Source organism: Micromonospora sp. SD19, assembly GCF_054462275.1.
In genome coordinates, this window is the sequence record NZ_JBTLMN010000001.1 from 1,523,966 (window position 1) to 1,544,818 (window position 20,853).

At 72.5% G+C, this 20,853-nt stretch carries 25 protein-coding genes; 16 read left to right on the plus strand and 9 right to left on the minus strand.

Features of this window, described 5'->3' with window-relative positions:
* Window positions 1–11 precede the first annotated feature (11 nt).
* Together ACX27O_RS07100 and ACX27O_RS07105 are read left to right on the plus strand one after the other, a co-directional pair.
* A complete protein-coding gene (locus ACX27O_RS07100) occupies window positions 12–854 on the plus strand; it encodes an ABC transporter ATP-binding protein (RefSeq protein ID WP_030331116.1) in 843 nt (280 codons plus the stop codon).
* A gap of 23 nt (window positions 855–877) precedes the next feature.
* Window positions 878–1,774, plus strand: coding sequence for a ribokinase (locus ACX27O_RS07105; RefSeq protein ID WP_030331114.1), 897 nt, complete (start codon window positions 878–880; stop codon window positions 1,772–1,774).
* 44 nt (window positions 1,775–1,818) lie between these two features.
* Here ACX27O_RS07105 and ftrA read toward each other — a convergent pair whose 3' ends face one another.
* Window positions 1,819–2,847 (minus strand): transcriptional regulator FtrA, encoded by a 1,029-nt coding sequence (ftrA, locus tag ACX27O_RS07110; protein WP_458939089.1) that lies wholly within the window; start codon window positions 2,845–2,847, stop codon window positions 1,819–1,821.
* A gap of 70 nt (window positions 2,848–2,917) precedes the next feature.
* Here ftrA and ACX27O_RS07115 point away from each other — a divergent pair, with 70 nt between their 5' ends.
* Entirely contained in the window at window positions 2,918–3,376 is a 459-nt protein-coding gene (locus ACX27O_RS07115; protein WP_358125788.1) for a rhodanese-like domain-containing protein, read from the plus strand.
* Between the two features lie 24 nt (window positions 3,377–3,400).
* On the opposite strand, the gene ACX27O_RS07120 is transcribed toward ACX27O_RS07115, so the two are convergent.
* The 3 genes from ACX27O_RS07120 to ACX27O_RS07130 form a co-directional block, all read right to left on the minus strand.
* Window positions 3,401–4,129 (minus strand): hypothetical protein, encoded by a 729-nt coding sequence (locus ACX27O_RS07120; RefSeq protein WP_030331108.1) that lies wholly within the window; start codon window positions 4,127–4,129, stop codon window positions 3,401–3,403.
* Window positions 4,130–4,193: 64 nt separating this feature from the next.
* Window positions 4,194–4,673 (minus strand): DUF6232 family protein, encoded by a 480-nt coding sequence (locus ACX27O_RS07125; RefSeq protein ID WP_030331106.1) that lies wholly within the window; start codon window positions 4,671–4,673, stop codon window positions 4,194–4,196.
* A 307-nt stretch (window positions 4,674–4,980) separates the two neighbouring features.
* Window positions 4,981–5,460 (minus strand): DUF6232 family protein, encoded by a 480-nt coding sequence (locus tag ACX27O_RS07130; RefSeq protein WP_210857846.1) that lies wholly within the window; start codon window positions 5,458–5,460, stop codon window positions 4,981–4,983.
* 98 nt (window positions 5,461–5,558) lie between these two features.
* Between ACX27O_RS07130 and ACX27O_RS07135 the strand changes: the two genes are divergently transcribed.
* Together ACX27O_RS07135 and ACX27O_RS07140 are read left to right on the plus strand one after the other, a co-directional pair.
* Window positions 5,559–6,332 (plus strand): enoyl-CoA hydratase/isomerase family protein, encoded by a 774-nt coding sequence (locus tag ACX27O_RS07135; RefSeq protein ID WP_210857847.1) that lies wholly within the window; start codon window positions 5,559–5,561, stop codon window positions 6,330–6,332.
* Between the two features lie 82 nt (window positions 6,333–6,414).
* Entirely contained in the window at window positions 6,415–8,037 is a 1,623-nt protein-coding gene (locus tag ACX27O_RS07140) for an acetolactate synthase (RefSeq protein ID WP_030331103.1), read from the plus strand.
* A gap of 45 nt (window positions 8,038–8,082) precedes the next feature.
* Here the strand turns inward: ACX27O_RS07140 and ACX27O_RS07145 are convergent, their stop codons facing one another.
* From ACX27O_RS07145 to ACX27O_RS07155, 3 genes are read right to left on the minus strand one after another with little or no spacing between them, the layout of a single operon-like run.
* Window positions 8,083–8,499, minus strand: coding sequence for a PLD nuclease N-terminal domain-containing protein (locus tag ACX27O_RS07145; protein WP_210857849.1), 417 nt, complete (start codon window positions 8,497–8,499; stop codon window positions 8,083–8,085).
* Between the two features lie 27 nt (window positions 8,500–8,526).
* Entirely contained in the window at window positions 8,527–8,832 is a 306-nt protein-coding gene (locus ACX27O_RS07150; protein ID WP_210857850.1) for a DUF202 domain-containing protein, read from the minus strand.
* Window positions 8,829–9,221: a YidH family protein gene (locus tag ACX27O_RS07155; protein WP_030331099.1), complete on the minus strand. Its 393-nt coding sequence runs from the start codon at window positions 9,219–9,221 to the stop codon at window positions 8,829–8,831. Before ACX27O_RS07155 ends, ACX27O_RS07150 begins: the two co-directional genes overlap by 4 nt.
* 42 nt (window positions 9,222–9,263) lie before the next feature.
* Here ACX27O_RS07155 and ACX27O_RS07160 point away from each other — a divergent pair, with 42 nt between their 5' ends.
* The 4 genes from ACX27O_RS07160 to ACX27O_RS07175 all read left to right on the plus strand — a co-directional run bounded on the left by ACX27O_RS07160 (window position 9,264) and on the right by ACX27O_RS07175 (window position 12,413).
* Window positions 9,264–10,061 carry a GNAT family N-acetyltransferase gene (locus ACX27O_RS07160; RefSeq protein WP_030331097.1) on the plus strand — a complete coding sequence of 266 codons (798 nt, stop codon included), beginning with the start codon at window positions 9,264–9,266 and terminating at the stop codon, window positions 10,059–10,061.
* On the plus strand, window positions 10,058–10,471 hold the full coding sequence (locus ACX27O_RS07165) for a hypothetical protein (protein WP_210857851.1): 414 nt from the start codon (window positions 10,058–10,060) through the stop codon (window positions 10,469–10,471). The genes ACX27O_RS07160 and ACX27O_RS07165 overlap by 4 nt, the downstream gene beginning before the upstream one ends.
* Before the next feature lie 187 nt (window positions 10,472–10,658).
* A complete protein-coding gene (locus tag ACX27O_RS07170) occupies window positions 10,659–11,438 on the plus strand; it encodes an electron transfer flavoprotein subunit beta/FixA family protein (protein ID WP_030331093.1) in 780 nt (259 codons plus the stop codon).
* Between the two features lie 15 nt (window positions 11,439–11,453).
* The gene (locus ACX27O_RS07175; RefSeq protein ID WP_030331091.1) at window positions 11,454–12,413 is read left to right on the plus strand and encodes an electron transfer flavoprotein subunit alpha/FixB family protein; all 960 of its coding nucleotides are present in this window, start codon (window positions 11,454–11,456) and stop codon (window positions 12,411–12,413) included.
* A 95-nt stretch (window positions 12,414–12,508) separates the two neighbouring features.
* Here ACX27O_RS07175 and ACX27O_RS07180 read toward each other — a convergent pair whose 3' ends face one another.
* Window positions 12,509–13,306 carry an anti-sigma factor gene (locus tag ACX27O_RS07180; protein WP_210857853.1) on the minus strand — a complete coding sequence of 266 codons (798 nt, stop codon included), beginning with the start codon at window positions 13,304–13,306 and terminating at the stop codon, window positions 12,509–12,511.
* The gene (locus ACX27O_RS07185) at window positions 13,260–13,862 is read right to left on the minus strand and encodes an RNA polymerase sigma factor (protein ID WP_030331088.1); all 603 of its coding nucleotides are present in this window, start codon (window positions 13,860–13,862) and stop codon (window positions 13,260–13,262) included. Before ACX27O_RS07185 ends, ACX27O_RS07180 begins: the two co-directional genes overlap by 47 nt.
* A gap of 230 nt (window positions 13,863–14,092) precedes the next feature.
* Here ACX27O_RS07185 and ACX27O_RS07190 point away from each other — a divergent pair, with 230 nt between their 5' ends.
* From ACX27O_RS07190 to ACX27O_RS07220, 7 genes are all read left to right on the plus strand, one after another.
* A complete protein-coding gene (locus ACX27O_RS07190; protein WP_210865192.1) occupies window positions 14,093–14,923 on the plus strand; it encodes a DUF4397 domain-containing protein in 831 nt (276 codons plus the stop codon).
* Entirely contained in the window at window positions 14,920–15,579 is a 660-nt protein-coding gene (locus tag ACX27O_RS07195; protein WP_030331086.1) for a class F sortase, read from the plus strand. The genes ACX27O_RS07190 and ACX27O_RS07195 overlap by 4 nt, the downstream gene beginning before the upstream one ends.
* A 107-nt stretch (window positions 15,580–15,686) precedes the next feature.
* On the plus strand, window positions 15,687–16,862 hold the full coding sequence (locus tag ACX27O_RS07200) for a cysteine desulfurase family protein (protein ID WP_030331085.1): 1,176 nt from the start codon (window positions 15,687–15,689) through the stop codon (window positions 16,860–16,862).
* Window positions 16,863–17,093: 231 nt separating this feature from the next.
* Entirely contained in the window at window positions 17,094–18,167 is a 1,074-nt protein-coding gene (gene mnmA / locus ACX27O_RS07205; RefSeq protein WP_036412479.1) for a tRNA 2-thiouridine(34) synthase MnmA, read from the plus strand.
* 37 nt (window positions 18,168–18,204) lie between these two features.
* Window positions 18,205–19,209, plus strand: a complete 1,005-nt coding sequence (locus ACX27O_RS07210; RefSeq protein WP_210859967.1) for a uroporphyrinogen decarboxylase/cobalamine-independent methonine synthase family protein — start codon at window positions 18,205–18,207, stop codon at window positions 19,207–19,209.
* A gap of 36 nt (window positions 19,210–19,245) precedes the next feature.
* Window positions 19,246–19,611, plus strand: coding sequence for a VOC family protein (locus ACX27O_RS07215; protein ID WP_030337166.1), 366 nt, complete (start codon window positions 19,246–19,248; stop codon window positions 19,609–19,611).
* A 30-nt stretch (window positions 19,612–19,641) separates the two neighbouring features.
* Window positions 19,642–20,652 (plus strand): ADP-ribosylglycohydrolase family protein, encoded by a 1,011-nt coding sequence (locus ACX27O_RS07220; protein ID WP_435817686.1) that lies wholly within the window; start codon window positions 19,642–19,644, stop codon window positions 20,650–20,652.
* Window positions 20,653–20,853 lie beyond the last annotated feature (201 nt).

Sequence of the window (20,853 nt, forward strand, 5' to 3'; positions counted from 1 at the left end):
TGGATGGTGTGGTGACTGGTGACCTGATCCCCGGCGCTGCCGGTGCCGCGCCTGCCGCCGCTCTCGTGGACCCGGATCTGGTGGTCAGCCTCGACGGCGTCGGCGTACGCCGCTCTGGCACCGCCCTCCTGCAGGACCTGACCTGGCGTGTCGAACTGGACGAGCGGTGGGTGGTGCTCGGCTCCAACGGCGCGGGCAAGACCACACTGCTCAACCTCGCCGCCGGCCGGCTGCACCCCACCACAGGTGTCGCGCACGTGCTCGGCGAGCGGATCGGCCGCACCGACGTCAACGAGCTGCGTACCCGGATCGGGCTCACCACCGCCGCGGTCGCCGAGCGACTGCCCGCCGACGAGCGGGTCAGCGACGTGGTGGTGACCGCCGCCTGGTCGGTGGTCGGCCGCTGGCGGGAGAACTACGACCGCGGCGACGAGGCGCGGGCGCGGTCACTGCTGAGTCAACTCGGCGTCGGCGGCCTCGCCGAGCGCCGCTACGGCACCCTCTCCGAGGGTGAGCGCAAGCGGGTGCAGATCGCCCGGGCCCTGATGACCGACCCGGAGCTGCTGCTGCTCGACGAGCCCGCCGCCGGGCTGGACCTGGGCGGTCGGGAAGACCTGGTCGCGCGGCTGGCCGAGCTGGCGTACGACCCGGACGCCCCGGCGATGGTGCTGGTCACCCACCATGTCGAGGAGATCCCGCCCGGGTTCACCCACGCGCTGCTGCTGCGTGAGGGTGGGGTGGTCGCCCAGGGCCTGCTCGCCGACACGCTGACCGGTGACAACCTGTCCAAGACCTTCGGGCTGCCGCTGGTGGTCGAGCGGTCCGGCGACCGCTTCACGGCCCGCGCCGCCTGAGCGCCGGACCGGCGGAGACGATCGTGCCGCAGACCCGGGTCGCCGTGGTGGGCAGCGCCAACATGGACCTGGTCGCGATGGCACCCGCGCTGCCGCGACCGGGCGAGACCATGCTCGGCACCGACTTCGTGATGGTGCCCGGCGGCAAGGGTGCCAACCAGGCGGTGGCCGCGGTCCGGGCCGGCGCCTCCTGTGCCTTCCTCGGCGCGATCGGCTCGGACGCCTTCGGCGTCACCCTCAAGGCCCGCATCACCGCGGCCGGCGTGGACACCAGTCAGCTGCGCGTGGTCTACGGCGCCTCCGGAGTGGCGCTGGTGATGGTCAACGCCCAGGGGGAGAACGCCATCGTGGTCACCCCGGGCGCCAACGACGCCCTGCTCGGTCTCACCGAGGAGGAGCTGACCACGGTGCGCGCGGCGGACGTCCTCGTCGCCCAACTGGAGATCCCGGTGCAGACCGTGACCGCCGCCGCGGTGGCCGCCCGCGACGCCGGCACCACTGTCATCCTGAACGCCGCACCCGCACGGGACCTCCCGCCCGAGCTGCTCGCCGCGGTGGACCTGCTGGTCGTCAACGAGGGCGAGGCGCAGGCGCTCGCCGGTCGTGGCCGGGAGGAGCCCGGGGCGCTGCTCGACCTGGCCCCTCGGGCCGTGCTCACTCTCGGCGATGCGGGCGCCTGGTACGTCGACCGGGACGGCACCGAGGTGCACGTACCGGCGGTACCGGTGGACGTGGTCGACTCCACCGCCGCCGGTGACGCGTTCACCGCCGCGCTGGCCGTCGGCTGGGGCGAGGGGCGGGACGTGGTCGACGCGGTGCGCTGGGCATCGGCGGCCGGTGCCGCGTGCGTCCGCAAGCTCGGCGCGTCGGTGGCGCTACCGCAACGTGCCGAGATCGACGAGCTGTACGCGTCGGTCTGACCGCGTCGCCCGCCCCGCCGCCTCGGCCTGACCGCGTCGGCGCGTCAGGCCCGCTGGCCAGCGCCGGTGCGGAAGGCCCGACGGTACGCCGTCGGTGAGGTCAGCATGGACCGACCGAAGTGGTGGCGGTAGGTGACCGGGGTGTCGAAGCCGACCGCCCAGGCGACCTGCTCGACAGCGAGGTCCGTCTCCTCCAGCATTGCCAGGCTGGCGCGGATCCGCTGGTCGATCAGCCAGCGGATCGGGCTGGTCCCGGTGGCTCGGGCGAAGTGCCGCAGGTAGGTGCGGGACGACATGTGCGCTTGCGCGGCGAGCTGGGCCACGGTCAGTGGTTCGCCGAGGTGGGCCAGCGCCCAGTCGATGCTGCCGGCGATCCGGTCGTCGTCCGGGTCGGTGGGCACCGGAGCCTCGACGAACTGGGCCTGCCCACCGTCGCGGTGCGGCGGGATGACCAGCCGTCGGGCGACCGCATTGGCGATCGCCGCACCGTGGTCGCCCCGGATCACGTGCAGGCACAGGTCCAGCCCGGCCGCGCTGCCGGCACTGGTGAGCAGGTCGCCGTCGTCGAGGTAGAGCACGTCCGGGTCCACCTCGACCCGTGGGTAACGCCGCGCCAGCAGCTCCGCGTACCGCCAGTGGGTGGTGACCCGCCGGCCGTCCAGCAGCCCGGCACCCGCCAGCGCGAACGCGCCGGAGCAGATCGACATGATGCGGGCGCCACGACGGTGGGCCTGACGCAGCGCGGTCACCAGCTCGGGGGAGGGGTCGGCGGTCACGTCCGCCACGCCGGGCACGATCACCGTCCGGGCCGCCGCCAGCTCGGCCAGGCCGTACGGCGTGTGCAGGCTCGCGCCGCCGACCACCGGCAGCGGTCCCGGTTGCTCGGCGCAGAGCACCAGGTCGTACCAGTCGACGTCGAACTCGGGCCGGGCCAGCCCGAACACCTCGGTGACGATGCCGGTCTCGAACACCGACATCCCCGGGTACGCGAGCACGGCGACCCGGTGCGCGGCTGCCGGGCGTCGGGGAGTCGGCAGTGGGCGGGAGCCGGTGGTGGTGGCCGGGATCGGCATGGCGGGATGTTAGCGCAGGACGTCGTCCGCGCCACTCGTCGCGGGCACCCGTACTGGCGAGGATCGGTGCATGACCTTCACCTTCGCCGTTGCGCCGGCCGATCCGGCCACCGCCACCGCCCACTTCCGCGCCCGACTCAGCGTCGAGACCGACGTCAGCGACGTGCACGCCGACCTGTCGGCGGGTACGCCTGCCCTGGTGGTGGTCGACTCCCGGGGCGCGGCCGCCTGGACCCAGGGGCACCTGCCGGGCGCGGTGCACCTGCCCACCGCCGAGATCGCGGCCCGGGCGGCGGAGCTGATCCCGCCCGGCTCGGCGGTGGTCACCTACTGCTGGGGTCCGGGCTGCAACGGGGCGACCCGGGCGGCGCTGGAGTTCGCGGTGCTCGGCTACCCGGTCAAGGAGATGCTCGGCGGGTTCGAGTACTGGGTGCGGGAGGGGCTGCCGGTGGTGACGGAGACCGGGCTGACCCGGCGCCCGGTCGACGACCTGACCGCCCCCACCGCGACGATCACCTGCGACTGCTGACCCCCGGCGCGGGCGGTCGAGGGCTCAGCCGGCGGGCTCGTCGGCGAGCTTCTCGCCGCGTCGGCGCAGCATGCCCAGCCCGGGGATGCCGGCGACGGCGAGCTTCAGGTCGCGGGTCACGTCGAGCAGGTCGTGCAGGTCGGGCCCGACCCGGTCCAGGGTGGCCAGTATCGGCAGGATGTCGGCCGTCAGGTGCTCCTTGAGCTTGGGCAGCTCGTCGATCAGGTGGATCGCCGCGGTGATCTCCTCGTGACTGAGCTGCTCGACGAAGCGCTCGGTCATCGGTGCGGCCCGGCGCAGCGCCGGCTCGTACGCCGTCATCAGCTCGGCCGCCGTGGCGGCGGCCTCCGCCGCGGTGCCCACGGTGACGGCGGCCCGGCCGGCCACCCCGTCTGCCTTGGCGATCACGGTGGCGGCGGTCCGGGAGACCCGGTCGGCGTCGGCGACCACGTCGGCGGCGGCGGTGGCCACGGTGGTGGCGGTGTCGATGGCGGTGGTCGCGGCGGCGCTGATGACGGCCACCTCACGGACCGCCGCCTCGGCGTCGGTGAGCACCTGGTCGGTCCGGTCCAGGGTCGTCTCGATGCGGTCGACCACGCCGTTGATCCGGGCCAGCAGAGCTTCCACCCCGTCCAGCACCGCGAACGCGCGGGTGGGCACGGCGGCGAACGAGGCGGCCGAGCCGAGTGCCTGGTCGAGAGCGGAGCGGGTCAGGCCGACCACGGCGGACGGGGTGGGGAGGGGAATCGCCATGGGATCAAGTGTGCGTCGGCCGCACCACAACCGCCCGACGAGCCTGGTCGGCGGCGGGTGGTCGTCAGTGGTCGCCCTGCTGTTCGACGGCACGCTGCACGGCCCGGTAGATCTGCCCGAACCGTAGCGCGTCCGGGGTGCGCACCAGCAGGTCCTCCCGGCCGTGGTGCTGCACCCACAGCTCGTGCACGTGGCTGCCGCGCTCGTAGGAGCGGTCCAGCCAGCCCAACGGGATCTCCAGGAACGGCAGCAACGCCAGCGCCCCCACCGCGCAGGCGGCGAGGATGATCAGCGCGAGCTGCCAGTTGCCCCGGTCCTGTGCCGACCAGGCCAGTGACAGCACGCAGACCACGGCGACCAGCGGCGGCAGCGAGAGCAGCAGGACCAGGACACCGCGACCCAGCACCCGGCCGCGTACGGCCAGGGTTTTCTGCCCCCGGGCGTGCCAGACGAACGTCACGTCGGACAGGGCGATCACGTGACCGCCGGCCCGGATCGACTCGGAGGTCACCTGCACCGCGTCGTCCCGGTAATAGAGGGTCATCACTAAGCCTAACCACCGACGGGCAACCCTCGCCTCGTCTGTCCCATCCTGAGCGCGCCGGGAACGCGGGGTGGTGCGGTCGTCCTTTGGAGCTGAATCGCCTACGACATCAGGGCGGTGTCCCGCCGCTCGAAAACCCGGTCGAAGCGGCCTCCCCCGCCTGATTCGTTTGCGACATCAACTCCAAAGGCTCCCGCAGCGGCACCTCTCCCGCGCTGACGACGGGTCGGGGATGGATCGACCATGCGCCCGCTGACGGTCGAAGGCGGACCCCGCTCGATCAGGCACTGTCGGAGATCAGGCGCTCCTAGCGGCGGATGCCGGGGCGGGCGGGTTGGCTGTGCTCGACCGCGCGCTGCACCGCCCGGTAGATCTGCCCGAAGCGCAGCGCGTCACCGGTGCGCAGCAGCCGCACCGGCTGACCTCGCCAGCGGGCCCAGATCTCCAGTTGCCGGCTGCCCCGGGCGTACGAGCGGTCCAGGTGTTCGAAGAGGAAGTCGGCGACCGGCCCCACCGCCAACCCGACCAGGACCGACGCGCCGACGATCGCGATCGTCACTGTGGGTGAGCGGTGCAACCAGACGGCCACGCCGATGCCGAGCACCGCCGCGACCAGTGGGCCGGCGAGCGCGGCGCCGATGGCACCCCGCCCCACCAGCACGCGCCAGGATCGGGTGCCACGGCGATGCCAGATCATGGTGATGTCGGCCAGCGCGTAACTGCGACCGTCGACGCGGACGCCGGTGGAGGTGACCTGCACCGATCTGTCGTCGTAGTACGTGACCATCGTTGAACTCCCGCCCACGGGGCTGACACCACACTACTTACCCAAACGACCCGGGTCGTAAGGTTGGCACGCGACTTCGACGAGGAAGTGAGGGCAGCGTGGGCGAGTTCGTTCGGCTGGAGACCACTGACGGCATCGGCACGATCCGGCTGGAGCGGCCGCCGATGAACGCGCTCAACACGCAGGTGCAGGAGGAGTTGCGCGCCGCCGCCACGGCCGCCACCGCCGACCCCGAGGTCCGCGCCGTCATCGTGTACGGCGGGGAGAAGGTCTTCGCCGCCGGCGCGGACATCAAGCAGATGGCCGAGATGTCCTACGTGGACATGGCCGAGCGGGCCGCGAACCTGTCCAGCGCCCTCGGCGCGATCGCCCGGATCCCCAAGCCGGTGGTCGCCGCGATCACCGGGTACGCCCTCGGTGGCGGTTGTGAGCTGGCGTTGGCCTGTGACTGGCGGGTCGTCGCCGAGGACGCCAAGCTCGGCCAGCCGGAGATCAAGCTGGGCATCATCCCGGGGGCGGGCGGCACCCAGCGGCTGGCCCGCCTGGTCGGCCCGGCCCGCGCCAAGGACCTGATCATGTCGGGGCGGATGGTGGACGCGCAGGAGGCACTGCGGATCGGCCTGGCCGACCGGGTCGTCCCGGCCGCCGAGGTGTACGACACGGCCGTCGCGTTGATCACCCCGTACCTGACCGGGCCGGTGCAGGCGCTGCGCGCCGCGAAGCTGGCTGTCGACGGCGGCCTGGACATGGATCTGAACTCGGGCCTGGCCTGGGAGAGTCAGCTGTTCGCGGCGCTGTTCGCCACCGACGACCGGCGGGAGGGCATGGCGGCCTTCGTCGAGAAGCGCAAGCCGGACTTCACCGGCCGCTGACGATTAGCCGAGAACGGTTCACATTGCTCCTACCGGCCAGTAGCGTGGGGCCTCGGTCACCAGGGACGAAGGGGAGCGGCGAATGACGGAGCGGATCGAGGGTCACGGCGGCGAGTTGGCGCTCGCGGCACTACGCGCGCACGGCGTACGGGAGATGTTCACGCTGTCCGGTGGGCACGTCTTCCCGCTCTACGACGCCGCGTACAAGACCGACTTCCCGATCTACGACGTCCGGCACGAGCAGTCAGCGGTCTTCGCCGCCGAGGCGGTGGCCAAGCTCCAGCGCCGCCCCGGTCTCGCCGTGCTCACCGCCGGGCCCGGTGTCACCAACGGCATCTCCGGCATGACCAGCGCCTTCTTCAACGCCTCACCGGTGCTGGTGCTCGGCGGCCGGGCACCCGCGTTCCGCTGGGGCTCCGGCAGCCTCCAGGAGATGGACCACCTGCCGCTGGTCGCGCCGGTCACCAAGCACGCCGAGACGGTGTTCAGCACCGACGACATCCCGCGCGCGGTGGGCGCGGCGCTGCACGCCGCGCTCACCCCGCACCGCGGCCCGGCCTTCCTCGACTTTCCGCTGGAGACGGTCTTCTCGGTCGCCGACGTCGAACTGCCCAGCGTGACGGGCGTCGACCCGATCGCGCCGGACCCGGAGGAGGTCGGCCGCGCCGCGCTGCTCATCGCCGGGGCGCAGCGGCCGGTCATCATCGCCGGCTCCGACGTGTACGCGGGGGACGCCGTCGCCGCCCTGCGCGAGGCCGCCGAGGCGTTGCAGGTGCCGGTGTTCACCAACGGCATGGGTCGCGGTTCGCTGCCGCCCGAGCACCCGCTCGCCTTCGCCAAGGCCCGCCGGGCCGCGCTCTCCGGCGCCGACGTGGTCGTGGTGGTGGGCACTCCACTGGACTTCCGGCTCAGCTTCGGTGACTTCGGTGACGCCAAGGTGGTGCACATCGTCGACGCCCCCAGCCAGCGGGCGACGCACGTGCAGCCGGCCGTTGCCCCCGCCGGCGACCTGCGCCTGATCCTCTCCGCGCTGGCCGACCACAGCGGCGACCGGGCCGACCACACCGACTGGATCGCTGACCTGCGCGTCGCCGAGGACGCGGCGAAGGCCCGCGACGCCGCCGAGATGGCCGCCGAGACCGACCCGATCCGCCCCGCCCGGATCTACGGCGAGCTGCGTCGGGTGCTGGCCCCGGACGCGATCACCATCGGCGACGGCGGCGACTTCGTGTCGTACGCGGGCCGGTACCTGGAGCCGGCCCAGCCCGGCACCTGGCTGGACCCGGGCCCGTACGGCTGCCTGGGCACCGGCATGGGTTACGCGATGGGGGCCCGGGTCAGTCACCCGGACCGGCAGATCTGCGTGCTGATGGGCGACGGCGCGGCCGGCTTCTCGCTGATGGACGTCGAGTCGTTGGTCCGCCAGAAGCTGCCGGTGGTGATCGTCGTCGGCAACAACGGCATCTGGGGGCTGGAGAAGCACCCGATGCGGGCCATGTACGGCTACGACGTGGCCGCCGACCTCCAGCCGGAGCTGCGCTACGACACGGTGGTCAGCGCGCTCGGCGGAGCGGGGGAGACGGTCGCCAAGGCGGCCGACCTGGGCCCGGCGCTCCAGCGCGCGTTCGACTCCGGAGTGCCGTACCTGGTGAACGTGCTCACCGACCCGACCGACGCGTACCCCCGGTCGTCGAACCTGGCCTGAGTCGGACCCGCCGCCGCCGTCGCTCGCGCGCCGGCGGCGGCGCGTTCACACCTCCGGTCGGTCACCCTCACGCGGCGGATCACCGTCGCGGCGGCGCAGGTCGTCCTCGCGCCGCCGCAGGTCTTCCTCCCAGCGGCGGAAGAGCTCCTGGTCCTGCTGCTGGGCGCGTTCCTCGACGGAGCGCAGAAACTCCGGGTCGTCGTCGGGGGCCACCGGCCGGGGGCGCTGCCGCTGGGCGCCGCCGGTGCCGCCCGGCCAGCCCGCGCGGGCACCGGGGCTGGGCGTGCGGCCGACGATGAACCAGGCGATCGAGCCGACCAGCGGGAAGAACAAGATGATCAGCACCCACGCGATCCGGGGCAGGGCCCGGATCTGGCCCTCCTCGGCGGAGAGACAGCTGATCAGCGCGCAGACCGCGAGGACGATCTGCACCAGGAAGAGAAGTACGCCAAGCCGGGCCATGCACCCATCATGGCTCACCGGATCCCGTCACCACAGTCCGCGCAGCACCAGCAGCACTCCCAGTAACGCGAGCACCACTGTACCCGCCGTGACCAGGGGAAGTGTCCGGCCGCCGGTGCGGGCCGGACCGGTGCCGGTGCCGCGGCGCCAGCAGAGCACCAGCAGGGCGCCCCACACCAGCACGGTCCCGCCAGCGAGCACCGCGCCGGTCGGGTCGCCGGTCGACGCCAGCCGGACGGCGAGCGCGGTCACCACCGTCACAGTGAGCAGGGTCCGCCGCCAGGCCAGCCGGGTCCGCTCCGGTTGCAGCCCCGGGTCGCGTCCGGTGCTCACCGACCGCCGACCGCCCGCATCAGGACGGCGACCACCAGCAGTAACGCGCCGCCGCCGACGGCGAGGGCCAGGATGGCGGGGAACCGGGACGCTGGCAGTTCCTCACCGAGCCGGATGGCCCGTTCGGTACGCGCCCAGTGGTCCACCGCGCGGATCGCGACCGCCGCGCCGAGCAGCAGCAACGCCACCGCGATCACCTCGCGCAGGTGGCTCATCGGCAGGGTGGGCAGGAACTGGGCGGCGGCCAACCCGCCACCGACCAGCGCCAACCCGGTGCGCAGCCAGGCGAGGAAGGTCCGTTCGTTGGCCAGTGAGAAGCGGTAGTCGGGCGTCTCGCCGACCGAGCCCAGCTCGGCCGGGTCGAACCAGCGCCTGATCACCTCCCACACAGTGGGAGAATATCCGCTTCCCAACCGGCTTAGCCTGGGTCGGTGACTGATCTCGACGTACAGACCCTGCGCGACGCCTACGACAACCAGCTCCGCCCGGAGATCCCCGACCCGGTTCCGGCCGGGGTGACGGTGGAGCGGGACGGGCCGTTGGTCCGGATCATCGGGCTCGACGCCGGTGGCTTCCTCACCTACCGCGACCTGGGCGGGTTGACCGGCGACGCGTTGGACGAGCTGATCTCCCGGCAGGTGCGGCTGTTCCGTGAGCGCGGCCAGTCGGTCGAGTGGAAACTCAACGAACACGACGAACCGGCGGACCTGCCCGACCGCCTGCGCGCCGCCGGCTTCGTGCCGGAGGACCGGGAGACCGTCGTGGTCGGTCCGGTCGCGCCGCTGGCCGCCGCGCTTCCGGTCGTTCCCGAGGGGGTACGCCTGCGTGAGGTGACCGACCGGGAGGACCTGGAGCGGATCGCCGCCATGGAGGAGGAGGTCTGGCAGGCGGACCGCTCACACCTGGTGTGGGGGCTGGCCAAGGAGATCGACGCCGACCCGAACTCGATCACCGTGGTGGTGGCCGAGGCGGACGAGACGGTGGTGAGCGCCGGTTGGGTGCGGTTCCCGACGAACACCGGTTTCGCCACGCTGTGGGGTGGCTCGACACTGCCGCAGTGGCGGCGCAAGGGCATCTACCGGGCGCTGGTCAACTACCGGGCGCGGCTCGCCGAGCAGCGGGGCCGGACGCTCATGCAGGTCGACTGTTCCGAGGACAGCCGGCCGATCCTCCAGCGGCTCGGCCTCGTCCCGGTCACCACCACCACCCCGTACGTCTACACTCCGTGATCATGGAGCAGCGGTTGACGGACGAGGAGCGGCTGACCCTCAAGACCGGTGCCTTCGGCGCCGTCTTCCTGGTCTCCAACGCCGATCCCGGTGTCGTGGGGGTGATCCGGGAGAGCATCGCCGCGTCCGGCGCGCTGGCCGACGCCAGTGGGACTGTCAAGGAGGCGCTGACCAGCGGCCCGTTGCCGCGACTTCCCCGGGACTCGCAGCTGGAGATCGAGTCGGTGGTGCTGCCGGCGCTGGGGCGGGCGGTGCGGATTCTGCGCGACAAGTCACCGCAGGACGTGGACGCGTACCGGGCGCTGGTGTTGGCCGCGGCGGACCGGGTGGCCCGGGCGCATGACGGGGTGGCGCCTACCGAGGCGGCGGCCATCGACCAGATCCGGGCCGCGTTGACCGAGCCAGCCTGATCGCCGGCCGGTCGGTGAGCTGTGTCACCCTGAGTGCTGCGAGGACGCAACCTACTGGCAGGTAACATTGCGCCGTGGGCAACTGCACAGCCGCCCTCGGTTGACCTGGCGTCGACCGACGCGCGACGCTGCGCCCCAGACCGGGCGAGCGAATCGCAACACCACACAGGAGGGTCGTCGAAGCGCGATGAACATCGTCGTACTCGTCAAGCAGGTGCCTGATTCGGGCGCGGACCGCAACCTGCGCAATGACGACAACACCGTCGACCGCGGTTCGGCGAACAACGTGATCAACGAGATGGACGAGTACGCCATCGAGGAGGCGCTGAAGATCAAGGAGGCGCACGGCGGCGAGGTCACCATCCTGACCATGGGTCCGGACCGGGCGACCGAGTCGATCCGCAAGGCGCTCTCCATGGGCCCGGACAAGGCCGTGCACGTGCTGGACGACGCCCTGCACGGCTCGTGCGCCGTCGCCACCTCGAAGGTGCTCGCCGCCGCGCTCGGTCAGCTCGGCGCCGACCTGGTCATCTGCGGTGCCGAGTCCACCGACGGTCGGGTCCAGGTCATGCCGCACATGATCGCCGAGCGGCTGGGTGTCGCGGCGCTCACCGGTGCCCGCAAGCTCACCGTCGACGGCGCGACGCTGACCGTCGAGCGGCAGACCGAGGAGGGCTACGAGGTGGTCACCGCCTCCACCCCGGCCGTGGTCTCCGTCTGGGACACCATCAACGAGCCGCGCTACCCGTCCTTCAAGGGCATCATGGCCGCCAAGAAGAAGCCGGTGCAGACGCTCTCGCTGGCCGACCTCGGGGTTGCCGCCGACGAGGTGGGCTTCGACGGCGCCACCAGTGCCGTCGTCGAGCACAGCAAGCGCCCCCCGCGCTCCGGCGGCGCGAAGATCACTGATGAGGGCGAGGGCGGCGTCAAGCTGGTCGAGTTCCTCGCCACCGAGAAGTTCGTGTGAGAGGGGGGTTCTGACATGTCTGAGGTTCTCGTCGTCGTCGAAGCCACCAAGGAATTCGGCGTCAAGAAGGTCACCCTGGAAATGCTCACCCTCGCGCGTGAGCTGGGCACCCCGAGCGCCGTGGTGCTCGGCGGCGCCGGCGCCGCCGAGGCGCTGAGCGGCAAGCTGGGCGAGTACGGCGCGGAGAAGATCTACGCCGCCGAGGGTGACGAGATCGACGGCTACCTGGTGGCCCCCAAGGCGACGGTGCTGGCCGAGCTGGTCAAGCGGGTGCAACCGGCCGCCGTTCTGCTGGCCTCCGCCCAGGAGGGCAAGGAGATCGCCGCCCGGCTCGCCGTCAAGCTCGACAACGGCATCCTGACCGACGTGGTCGGCCTGGACGCCGACGGCACCGCGACGCAGATCGCCTTCGCCGGCTCCACCATCGTCAAGTCCAAGGTCACCAAGGGCCTGCCGCTGGTCACCGTCCGGCCCAACTCGGTCACCCCCGCCCCGGCGGCGGCCACTCCGGCGATCGAGCAGCTCAGCGTGTCGGTCACCGACACCGACAAGCTGGCCACCGTCGTCGAGCGGGTCGCCGAGCAGAAGGGCTCCCGCCCCGAGCTGACCGAGGCTGGCGTGGTCGTCTCCGGCGGCCGGGGCGTCGGCAACGCCGACAACTTCAAGCTGGTCGAGGAGCTTGCCGACCTGCTCGGTGGCGCGGTCGGCGCGTCCCGGGCGGCCGTCGACTCCGGCTTCTACCCGCACCAGTTCCAGGTGGGCCAGACCGGCAAGACGGTCTCCCCGCAGCTCTACATCGCCCTCGGCATCTCCGGCGCCATCCAGCACCGGGCCGGCATGCAGACCTCGAAGACCATCGTCGCTGTCAACAAGGACGGCGAGGCACCGATCTTCGAGCTGGCAGACTTCGGTGTGGTGGGCGACCTGTTCAAGATCGTCCCGCAGGCCGCGGAGGAGATCCGCAAGCGCAAGTAACTCAGCGACAACAGCAGTGGCCGCCCGTGCGAACGGGCGGCCACTGCCGTGTGGGGAGCTGATCGGCGGGCCGGGGAGCTGAGCCGGCCCACCGATCAGCCCGTCAGGGTGCCCCTCAACAGGCTGTCGCCGGAGTGGCGGGTGTTGTTGTCGTACTGCTCGGCGGAGACGTCGACCACCGAGTAGCTCTTGAGGTCGACATTCGGCGGCAGGGGAAGCAACGCATCCGAGCCGCCCCCCAGGGTGCCGACCGAGAACATCTCCATCGTCGTCGGATTGATGAGCCAGACCTCGTAGTACCCCGGGACGCTCGGGAGATTCGCCACATGCAGATGTAGTTGGCCGTCCTGGAGAACCCGCGCGTCACCAGTGGCCGCCGGGGGCGTCGCCCCGTACGCCGCCAGCGGCGCGCTCGCCACCACCGCCTGCGGCGGGGTCGGAGCCGGGTCGTCCGGGCGCAGCACGGAGGCCGTGCCCACCACACCCACCGCCGCGGCGGCGACAGCGGTCACCGCTACCGACGCCCAACGGGACCAGCCGCGGCCCCGGCGGGACCGGTCGGTCGGATCCAGGCGGGCGACGGTGGCGGTGCTCGGCTCGGCCGTCGTGCCGTTCGGCTGCTCGGGCAGCACGTGCTGGCGCCGGGAGTCGGTGAGCGACGGCAGTGTCTCCGCCGCTCTGACCTCCGCAACGATGCCCTGCCAGATGTGCTCCGGCGGGTCGGGCAGGTCGCCGAGACCCTGCGTCTCTGCGCCGAGGCCGGCCACCTGCTGAAGCGTCTCTATCTCCCGCCGGCAGTGCGCGCAGCTGCCGAGGTGGGTGCTCTCGCCGTTGTCCGCCTCGCTCTCACCGAGCGCCAGAAAGACCAGCCGGTCGTGGTCCAGGTGCTGCACCGTCCACCTCCCATCTGCGTTTCAAGCTCGCCATACCGCGTCGGATGTGGCTCTTCACGGTGCCCAACGGCACACCTGTCATCGCCGCTATCTGCTGGTGTGTCAGGTCGTCGTAGAACGCCAACTCCAGCATGCGCCGTTGGTCGTCCGGAAGTTGGGCCAGCTCATCGGCGATGACCAGCCGGTCCACCACCCGGTCCGGGTCCGGGCCGGCCTGCGCCGGCTCGGGCAGCTGCCGGACCGTCTCCACGACCCGCGTCTCCCGGGCCGAGGCCCGCATCCGGTCGATCACCTTGCGCCGGCCGATGCCGAGCAGCCAGCCGATCAGCGACCCCTTGGCGGGATCGAAGGTGTCCCTTCCCAGCCAGGCGGCGACGAAAGTCGCCTGGGTCACGTCCTCGGCATCGGCGCGGTTGGCCAGCATGGTGGTGGCCAGGTGCAGCACGGCACGGCCGTAGCGGTCGTAGGCCTCGCGCAGCGCCGCCTCGTCGCCAGCACGGAACCGGAGGGCTGTGTCGTCCACCGGGGGGTCTGGATTCTCGGGTGGCGCCGTCATCAGGCGGCTCGCCTTCGATGGGGCATACCCGACTGTAGCCGCCACAGCCCCCGCCCCACTTTCCCGGTCGATGTCATCTCACCTGCTCTTCGTCCCCCGACCCGGAAACGGATGCGGGTGACGCCGGAAAAGAAAAGTTCGTCCGGGGCGCATCCGTCCGTCGCGGAGCCGGCGTAACCCGTTCTGCAAGCCAGGCCTGACGAATCAGCAGTAATCACCAGGAGGCAGACATGCAGCTCTCGTACTTCCGTCGGGTCGCCGCGGGCGGCGCCGTCGCCGCGCTGGCCTTCGCCGGCGTCGGCGCGTTAACCGCCACCCCCGCGTACGCCGCCACGTCGAAGGTCTCCGTCGTGCACGGCATCCCGGACACCCCCGTCGACGTCTACGTCAACGGCGAGAAGACGCTCGACAACTTCAAGCCCGGCGACGTCGCCGGCCCGCTGAACCTGGAGGAGGGCGACTACGACATCGCGCTCACCAAGCCGGGCGAGCCGATCGGCAGCGCGATCCTCAAGGTCGACAACGCCGCGGTGCCGGGCGGGGCGAACATCAGCATCGCCGCGCACCTCGACGCCGCCGGCCAGCCGAAGATCACCCCGTTCGTGAACGACGTCTCGAAGGTCGACGCCGGCAAGGCCCGGCTGATCGTCCGGCACACCGCCGCCGCCCCGGCGGTCGACGTCCGCGCCGGTGGCACCCCGGTCTTCGAGGACCTCACCAACCCGAACGAGGCCAAGGGCGACGTCGACGCGGGCAACGTGAAGGCGGACGTGGTGCTGGCCGGCACCGACACCGTGGCCATCGGCCCGGCCGACCTCAACCTCAAGGAGGGCACCGCCACGATCGTCTACGCGATCGGCTCCGCCGAGGGCAAGACCCTCGACGTGGTGGCGCAGACCATCACCGGTCTGCACTCCTCTCCGGGCGGCGTGCCCAGCGGTGACGGCGGCCAGGCCGGCACCGGCGTGAACACCTGGTGGTACGCGCTGACCGGTGCCGGCGTACTCCTGCTGCTCGGTGGTGGGGTGCGGATGGCCACCGCGCGGACCGGCCGCAAGTGACGGTGCGCAACCGCGGCGCGCTGGCGGCCCTGGCCGCCGGCGTTGCCGCGCTCACCGTCGCCACCCTGGTGGCGTGCGGCTCCCAGCCGGCCGAGGACGTGGGCGCCGACGAGGCGGCCCAGCTCGCCACCGCCACCCCGTCGGCCGCCGGGACCGAGGGCCCTTCGGTCCCGGTGACCACCGGGGAGCTGCCGGCCGGGGCGGAGACCGTCAAGCCGGTCCGGCTGGCCATCCCGGCGATCGACGTCAAGGCCACGATCAACGCGGTGGGCATCAACAAGCGGACCAACGAGTTCGAGGTGCCGCCGAGCGTCGACGAGATCGGCTGGTACCGGTACGGCCCCGGCCTGGAGGCGGACGCCGGCTCGATCGTCATCGCCGGTCACGTGGACAGCGCCCAGCAGGGCAAGGGCGCGTTCTTCCGGCTGCGGGAGCTCGACCAGGGCGACACCCTGACCGCGACCGGCAGCGACGGCAAGGCCCGTGAGTACCGGGTCGTGGCCCGGGAGGAGTACGACAAGACCAAGATTCCGTTGGACCGCTACTTCGCCCGGGACGGCAAGCCGCGGCTGACCCTGATCACCTGCGGTGGGCCGTTCGACGCCAAGGCCCGCAAGTACCGCGACAACATCGTCGTCACCGCGGTGCCCGCCTGAGCGGGTACGCAGGCGACCGGCCGGGGTGGGGATCCCCACCCCGGCCGTTGCGCGGGAGGCCCCTCCGGCCTCCGCGTCCCGACCACACGGCCGTAGGCTGAACGGTGATGGCATACCTGGATCACGCGGCGACGACTCCGATGCTCGACGAGGCACTGGAGGCGTACGTCGCCACCGCCCGCGAGGTCGGCAACGCGTCCTCCCTGCACGCGGCGGGTCGCCGTGCCCGCCGCCGGGTCGAGGAGTCCCGCGAGCGGGTCGCCGCCGTTCTCGGTGCCCGGCCGTCCGAAGTGATCTTCACGGGTGGCGGGACGGAGAGCGACAACCTGGCGGTCAAGGGCATCTTCTGGGCCCGCCGGGACGCCTCCCCGGACCGTCGTCGAGTGGTCTCCAGCGCCGTCGAGCACCACGCCGTGCTGGACGCGGTCGACTGGATGGTCGAGCACGAGGGCGCCGAGGTCGGCCTGCTGCCGGTGGACGACGCCGGGCGACTGCACCCGGAGACCCTGCGCGCCGAGCTGGCCGCGTACGCCGACCGCGTCGCCGTGGTCACCGCCATGTGGGCGAACAACGAGGTGGGCACGGTCCAGCCGGTGACCGAGCTGGCCGCCGTGGCCGCCGAGTACGGTGTGCCGTTCCACACCGACGCCATCCAGGCGGTCGGTCAGGTGCCCGTCGACTTCGCCGCCAGTGGGGTCGCCGCGCTGACCGTCACCGGCCACAAGCTGGGCGGCCCGACCGGCGTGGGTGCTCTCCTGCTCGCCCGGGACGTACCGGCGACGCCGCTGCTGCACGGTGGCGGTCAGGAGCGCGACATCCGTTCCGGCACGCTGGACACGGCCGGCATCGTCGCCTTCGCCGTCGCCGTGGAGGCGGCGGTGAAGGGCCAGCAGGAGTACGCGGCCCGGGTCGCCGCGCTCCGCGACGACCTGATCGAACGGGTCCGCCGGGCGGTGCCCGAGGTGATCTACAACGGCGATCCGGCCGACCGGCTGCCCGGCAACGCGCACTTCTCCTTCCCCGGCTGCGAGGGCGACGCCCTGCTGCTGCTGCTCGACGCGCAGGGCATCGCCTGCTCGACGGGCTCGGCCTGCTCCGCCGGGGTGGCTCAGCCCTCGCACGTGCTGCTCGCGATGGGCGCCGACGACGACCGCGCCCGCTCCTCGCTGCGCTTCACCCTGGGCCACACGAGCACCCAGGCCGACATCGACGCCCTCATCGCGGCCCTCCCGGCGGCGGTCGACCGAGCCCGCCGAGCCGCCGCCCTCCGCACCCCCCGCTAACCCCCCGCCCCTCTCGCCCTCCCTGCCCCGCCCCTTCGCCCGCGCCGATCTTGCACTTTCGGTCGTCGATTCGCGTCTGATGCGGCAATTGTCGGAGCAGCAAGTGCAAGATCGGCGCGGGTGAGGGGGTGCGGGGGTGACTGCGCGGGCTGGTGGGTGGGTGGGGTTTTCGGGGGTGGTGGATAGGGTTGTCGTGGGGGAACGGGTGGGGACGGGAAAGGGAGTGCGTCGGTGAGGGTTCTGGCGGCGATGTCGGGTGGGGTTGACTCGGCCGTGGCGGCGGCGCGGGCGGTGGCGGCCGGGCACGACGTGACCGGCGTGCACCTGGCGCTGGCCCGCAACCCACAGACCTATCGGACCGGGGCGCGCGGCTGCTGCACCCTGGAGGATTCCCGGGACGCCCGACGGGCGGCCGACGTGATCGGTATCCCGTTCTACGTGTGGGACATGGCCGACCGCTTCCACGAGGACGTGGTCGACGACTTCGTCGCCGAGTACGCCGCCGGTCGTACCCCGAACCCCTGCCTGCGGTGCAACGAGAAGATCAAGTTCGCGGCGGTGCTGGACCGGGCGGTGGCCCTGGGCTTCGACGCGGTGGTGACCGGGCACCACGCCCGCCTCGGTGCGGACGGGTTGCTGCGACGCAGCGTCGACCTGGCCAAGGACCAGTCGTACGTGCTCGCCGTGCTCACCCGCGAGCAGCTCGACCGGTCGATCTTCCCGCTCGGTGACTCGACCAAGGCGCAGGTCCGCGCGGAGGCCGCCGAGCGTGGCCTGGCGGTGGCCGACAAGCCGGACTCGCACGACATCTGCTTCATCGCCGACGGGGACACCCGCGGCTTCCTGGCCGGTCGCCTCGGTGAGGCGCCCGGCGACGTGGTGGACGCCACCACCGGCGCTGTCGTCGGCAGCCACAGCGGCGCGTACGCGTACACGGTGGGGCAGCGTCGCGGGCTGCACCTGGACCGGCCCGCCCCGGATGGCCGACCGCGCTACGTGCTCTCCATCACCCCGAAGACCAACACGGTGACGGTCGGGCCGGCCGAGGCGCTGGAGGTGTCCGACGTGCACGCCGTCCGTCCGGTCTGGACCGGCGGCGCGCGTCCGGACGCGCCGGTCGAGTGCGAGGTGCAGTTGCGCGCGCACGGCGACGTGGTGCCGGCGACCGTTGCCCTCGACGGTGACCGGCTGCACGCCGAGCTGCGCCGACCGGTACGCGGCGTCGCCGCCGGTCAGGCCGTGGTGGCGTACCGGCCGGACCCGGCCGGCGACGTGGTCCTCGGCTCCGCGACCATCACCGGCTGACCGCACGGCCTGGGTGTTCGCGGGATAGCCTTCGCCCGTGACAGATCAGGCGTGGCAATGGCCGGCCGGCGCGGCAACCGGAATTGGTTCGCTGCCCGGCACCGACATCGGCGAGGCTCAGCGGGTGGTCCTCGGTGAGCTTCCCGAGCTGCCCCACCTGCCCGAGTTGCCGGCCCGTGGCCCCGGAGCGGACATGATCGGCCGGTCCGCCGGGCTGCTCGTCGAGCTGCCCGTCGAGGTGTACGCGGGGCGGTGGCGGGTCGCCCCACGCCCGGGCCGCGACCTGCGCCGGGCCCGTGACCTGATGGAACGTGACCTGGACCAGCTCGCCGAGCAGGCCGAGGGGTACGCCGGGCCGCTCAAGGTGCAGGCCGCCGGCCCGCTCACGCTGGCCGCCTCCCTGGAGCTGCCGATCGGTGGCCGGCTGTTGCGCGATCCCGGCGCGGTCCGCGATCTCACCGGCTCCCTCGCCGAGGGGCTGCGCGCGCACGTCGCGGCGGTCGCCCGCCGGCTGCCCCAGGCGTCGGTGCTGCTGCAACTGGACGAACCGTCACTGCCGACCGTGCTGGCCGGCCGGGTGCCGACCGAGAGTGGGTTGGGCGCGTACCGGGCGGTCGAGTCGGTGGACGCCGCCGCCCTGCTGCGCACCGTCGTCGAGGCGGTCGGCGTGCCGACGCTGGTGCACTGCTGCGCCCCGGACGTGCCGTTGGAGCTGATCCGCTCGACCGGTGCCGTCGCTGTCGCCCTCGACCTGGACCTGGTCACCGACCTCGACCCGCTGGGCGAGGCACTCGACGCAGGCCTCGGGTTGCTGGCCGGGGCCGCGCCGACCCGGCCGCCGTCGGCCGGTGGCGCGCCGACCTCCGCCCAGATCGCCGACCGGGTACGCCAACTCTGGGACCGCCTCGGTTTTCCCCGTCGGCAACTCGCCGCGCAGGTGGTGGTCACCCCGGCCTGTGGCCTCGCCGGCGCGACCCCGCAGTACGCCCGGGCCGTGCTCGCCGCGTGCCGGGACGCCGGCCGGCGCCTCGCCGAAGCCTGAGGTTTCCTGTCGTACCGGCTGGGCAGGATGACGGTCATGATTGGACAGCTGCGTTCAGTGGTGCTCGACTGCCCGGATCCGCGGGCGTTGGCGACGTTCTACTCCGAGCTGCTCGGCATCCCCTTCGCCGAGGGTGACGCCGAAGACGACTGGGTGGTGCTGGGCGGTCCGCCCGGTCACCAGCCACGTCTCGCCTTCCAGCAGGCGCTCAACCTGCGGCCGCCGGCCTGGCCGGACCCGGAGCGCCCACAACAGTTCCACCTCGACGTGACGGTGGACGACATCGAGGCCGCCGAGAAGGCGGCGCTGGCGCTCGGGGCCCGACGGCTGCCGGGTGAGGGCGAGGGGTTCCGGGTCTACGCCGACCCGGTCGGCCACCCGTTCTGCCTCTGCTGGGACTGAGCCCGCGGTGGGTTGCGGCGGCCGGGCATGATGGCCGCCGTGATCCACACCTCCGCGCTGCGCGCCTCCGGCTCCCTGTTCGGCCTCGCCTACGGTGACGCGTTGGGCAAGCCGACCGAGTTCCTGACCGTCGCCGAGATCCAGCGCCGGTACGGCCCGGCCGGCCCGCGTGAGCTGTCCGGCAAGCCGGCGCTGGTCACCGACGACACCCAGATGGCGCTGGCGGTGGGTTGGACGCTGCACGAGACGCCGTCGTTCACGCCGGAGGCGGTGCAGCCACTGCTGCGGCGGCGCTTCCTGACCTGGGCGGTCAGCCCGGACAACAACCGTGCCCCGGGCATGACCTGCCTGCGCGCCTGCGCCGAACTGAGCCGTGGGACGCGCTGGCAGGAGGCGACAGTTGTCGGTTCGAAGGGTTGCGGGGCCAACATGCGGGTCACCCCGGTCGGGTTGCTCGACACGGACCTCGACACGCTCGCCGGGTTGGCCCAGTTGCAGGCGGGGCTGACCCACGGCCACCCGACCGGGCTGGCCGCCAGCGAACTCACCGCGTACGCGGTCTTCGCGCTGCGTACCGGCGTACCGCTGACCGAGCTTCCCGCGGTGCTCACCGAGCGGGCGCTGTCGCAGCGCCTGGTCTACCGGGAGCGGTGGCTGGGAGACCTCTGGCAGCGCGCTGGTTCCGACACTCCTGAGGAGTTCATCGCCCAGGGCTGGGACGACTGCCTGGCAGTGCTGCGCCGACTGACCACCGCCCTGGCCGAGCCGGACGACGGCGCCGACCCGTGTCGGGCCACCGGCGAGGGCTGGGTGGCCGAGGAGGCGCTGGCAACCGCGCTGCTCTGCGCCGTACGGCACGCCGACGATCCGGTTTCGGCGCTGGCCCGGGGGGCGACCACCGCCGGCGACTCCGACTCGATCGCCGCCCTCGCCGGCGCCTTCCTGGGCGCGGCCGTCGGCATGAGCGCGTGGCCGCGCGAGTGGGCCGACCGCATCGAGTACGCGGACCAGCTCGCCACCCTGGGCGCAGCCTGGGACTGACCCCACTCGGCCTCGGCCTGGTCTGGGCCTCGGCCTGGCTTGGTCTGGGCCTCGGTCTGGCCTGCCTGGCGTGGTTCATCGGCTTGATCGACTCGGGATTCTGAAAACCGGGGCATCCGGGGCCGGCGGTTTCAAGCGGCTGTTGCGACTAGGTGTTTGTGGAGTACCTCGGCTGGATTCTGCCAGTCGAGGGTTTGGCGT

What these genes read in the sequence shown, in the direction of transcription:
- ACX27O_RS07140 (WP_030331103.1), top strand. Translation starts at nt 6,415, where the DNA reads ATGACGGAGCGGATCGAGGGTCACGGCGGCGAGTTGGCGCTCGCGGCA.
- ACX27O_RS07125 (WP_030331106.1), bottom strand. Translation starts at nt 4,673, where the DNA reads ATGACCCTCTATTACCGGGACGACGCGGTGCAGGTGACCTCCGAGTCG.
- ACX27O_RS07190 (WP_210865192.1), top strand. Translation starts at nt 14,093, where the DNA reads ATGCAGCTCTCGTACTTCCGTCGGGTCGCCGCGGGCGGCGCCGTCGCC.
- ACX27O_RS07115 (WP_358125788.1), top strand. Translation starts at nt 2,918, where the DNA reads ATGACCTTCACCTTCGCCGTTGCGCCGGCCGATCCGGCCACCGCCACC.
- ACX27O_RS07130 (WP_210857846.1), bottom strand. Translation starts at nt 5,460, where the DNA reads ATGGTCACGTACTACGACGACAGATCGGTGCAGGTCACCTCCACCGGC.
- ACX27O_RS07175 (WP_030331091.1), top strand. Translation starts at nt 11,454, where the DNA reads ATGTCTGAGGTTCTCGTCGTCGTCGAAGCCACCAAGGAATTCGGCGTC.
- ACX27O_RS07120 (WP_030331108.1), bottom strand. Translation starts at nt 4,129, where the DNA reads ATGGCGATTCCCCTCCCCACCCCGTCCGCCGTGGTCGGCCTGACCCGC.
- ACX27O_RS07170 (WP_030331093.1), top strand. Translation starts at nt 10,659, where the DNA reads ATGAACATCGTCGTACTCGTCAAGCAGGTGCCTGATTCGGGCGCGGAC.
- ACX27O_RS07200 (WP_030331085.1), top strand. Translation starts at nt 15,687, where the DNA reads ATGGCATACCTGGATCACGCGGCGACGACTCCGATGCTCGACGAGGCA.
- ACX27O_RS07215 (WP_030337166.1), top strand. Translation starts at nt 19,246, where the DNA reads ATGATTGGACAGCTGCGTTCAGTGGTGCTCGACTGCCCGGATCCGCGG.
- ACX27O_RS07145 (WP_210857849.1), bottom strand. Translation starts at nt 8,499, where the DNA reads ATGGCCCGGCTTGGCGTACTTCTCTTCCTGGTGCAGATCGTCCTCGCG.
- ACX27O_RS07220 (WP_435817686.1), top strand. Translation starts at nt 19,642, where the DNA reads ATGGCCGCCGTGATCCACACCTCCGCGCTGCGCGCCTCCGGCTCCCTG.
- ACX27O_RS07185 (WP_030331088.1), bottom strand. Translation starts at nt 13,862, where the DNA reads ATGACGGCGCCACCCGAGAATCCAGACCCCCCGGTGGACGACACAGCC.
- ftrA (WP_458939089.1), bottom strand. Translation starts at nt 2,847, where the DNA reads ATGCCGATCCCGGCCACCACCACCGGCTCCCGCCCACTGCCGACTCCC.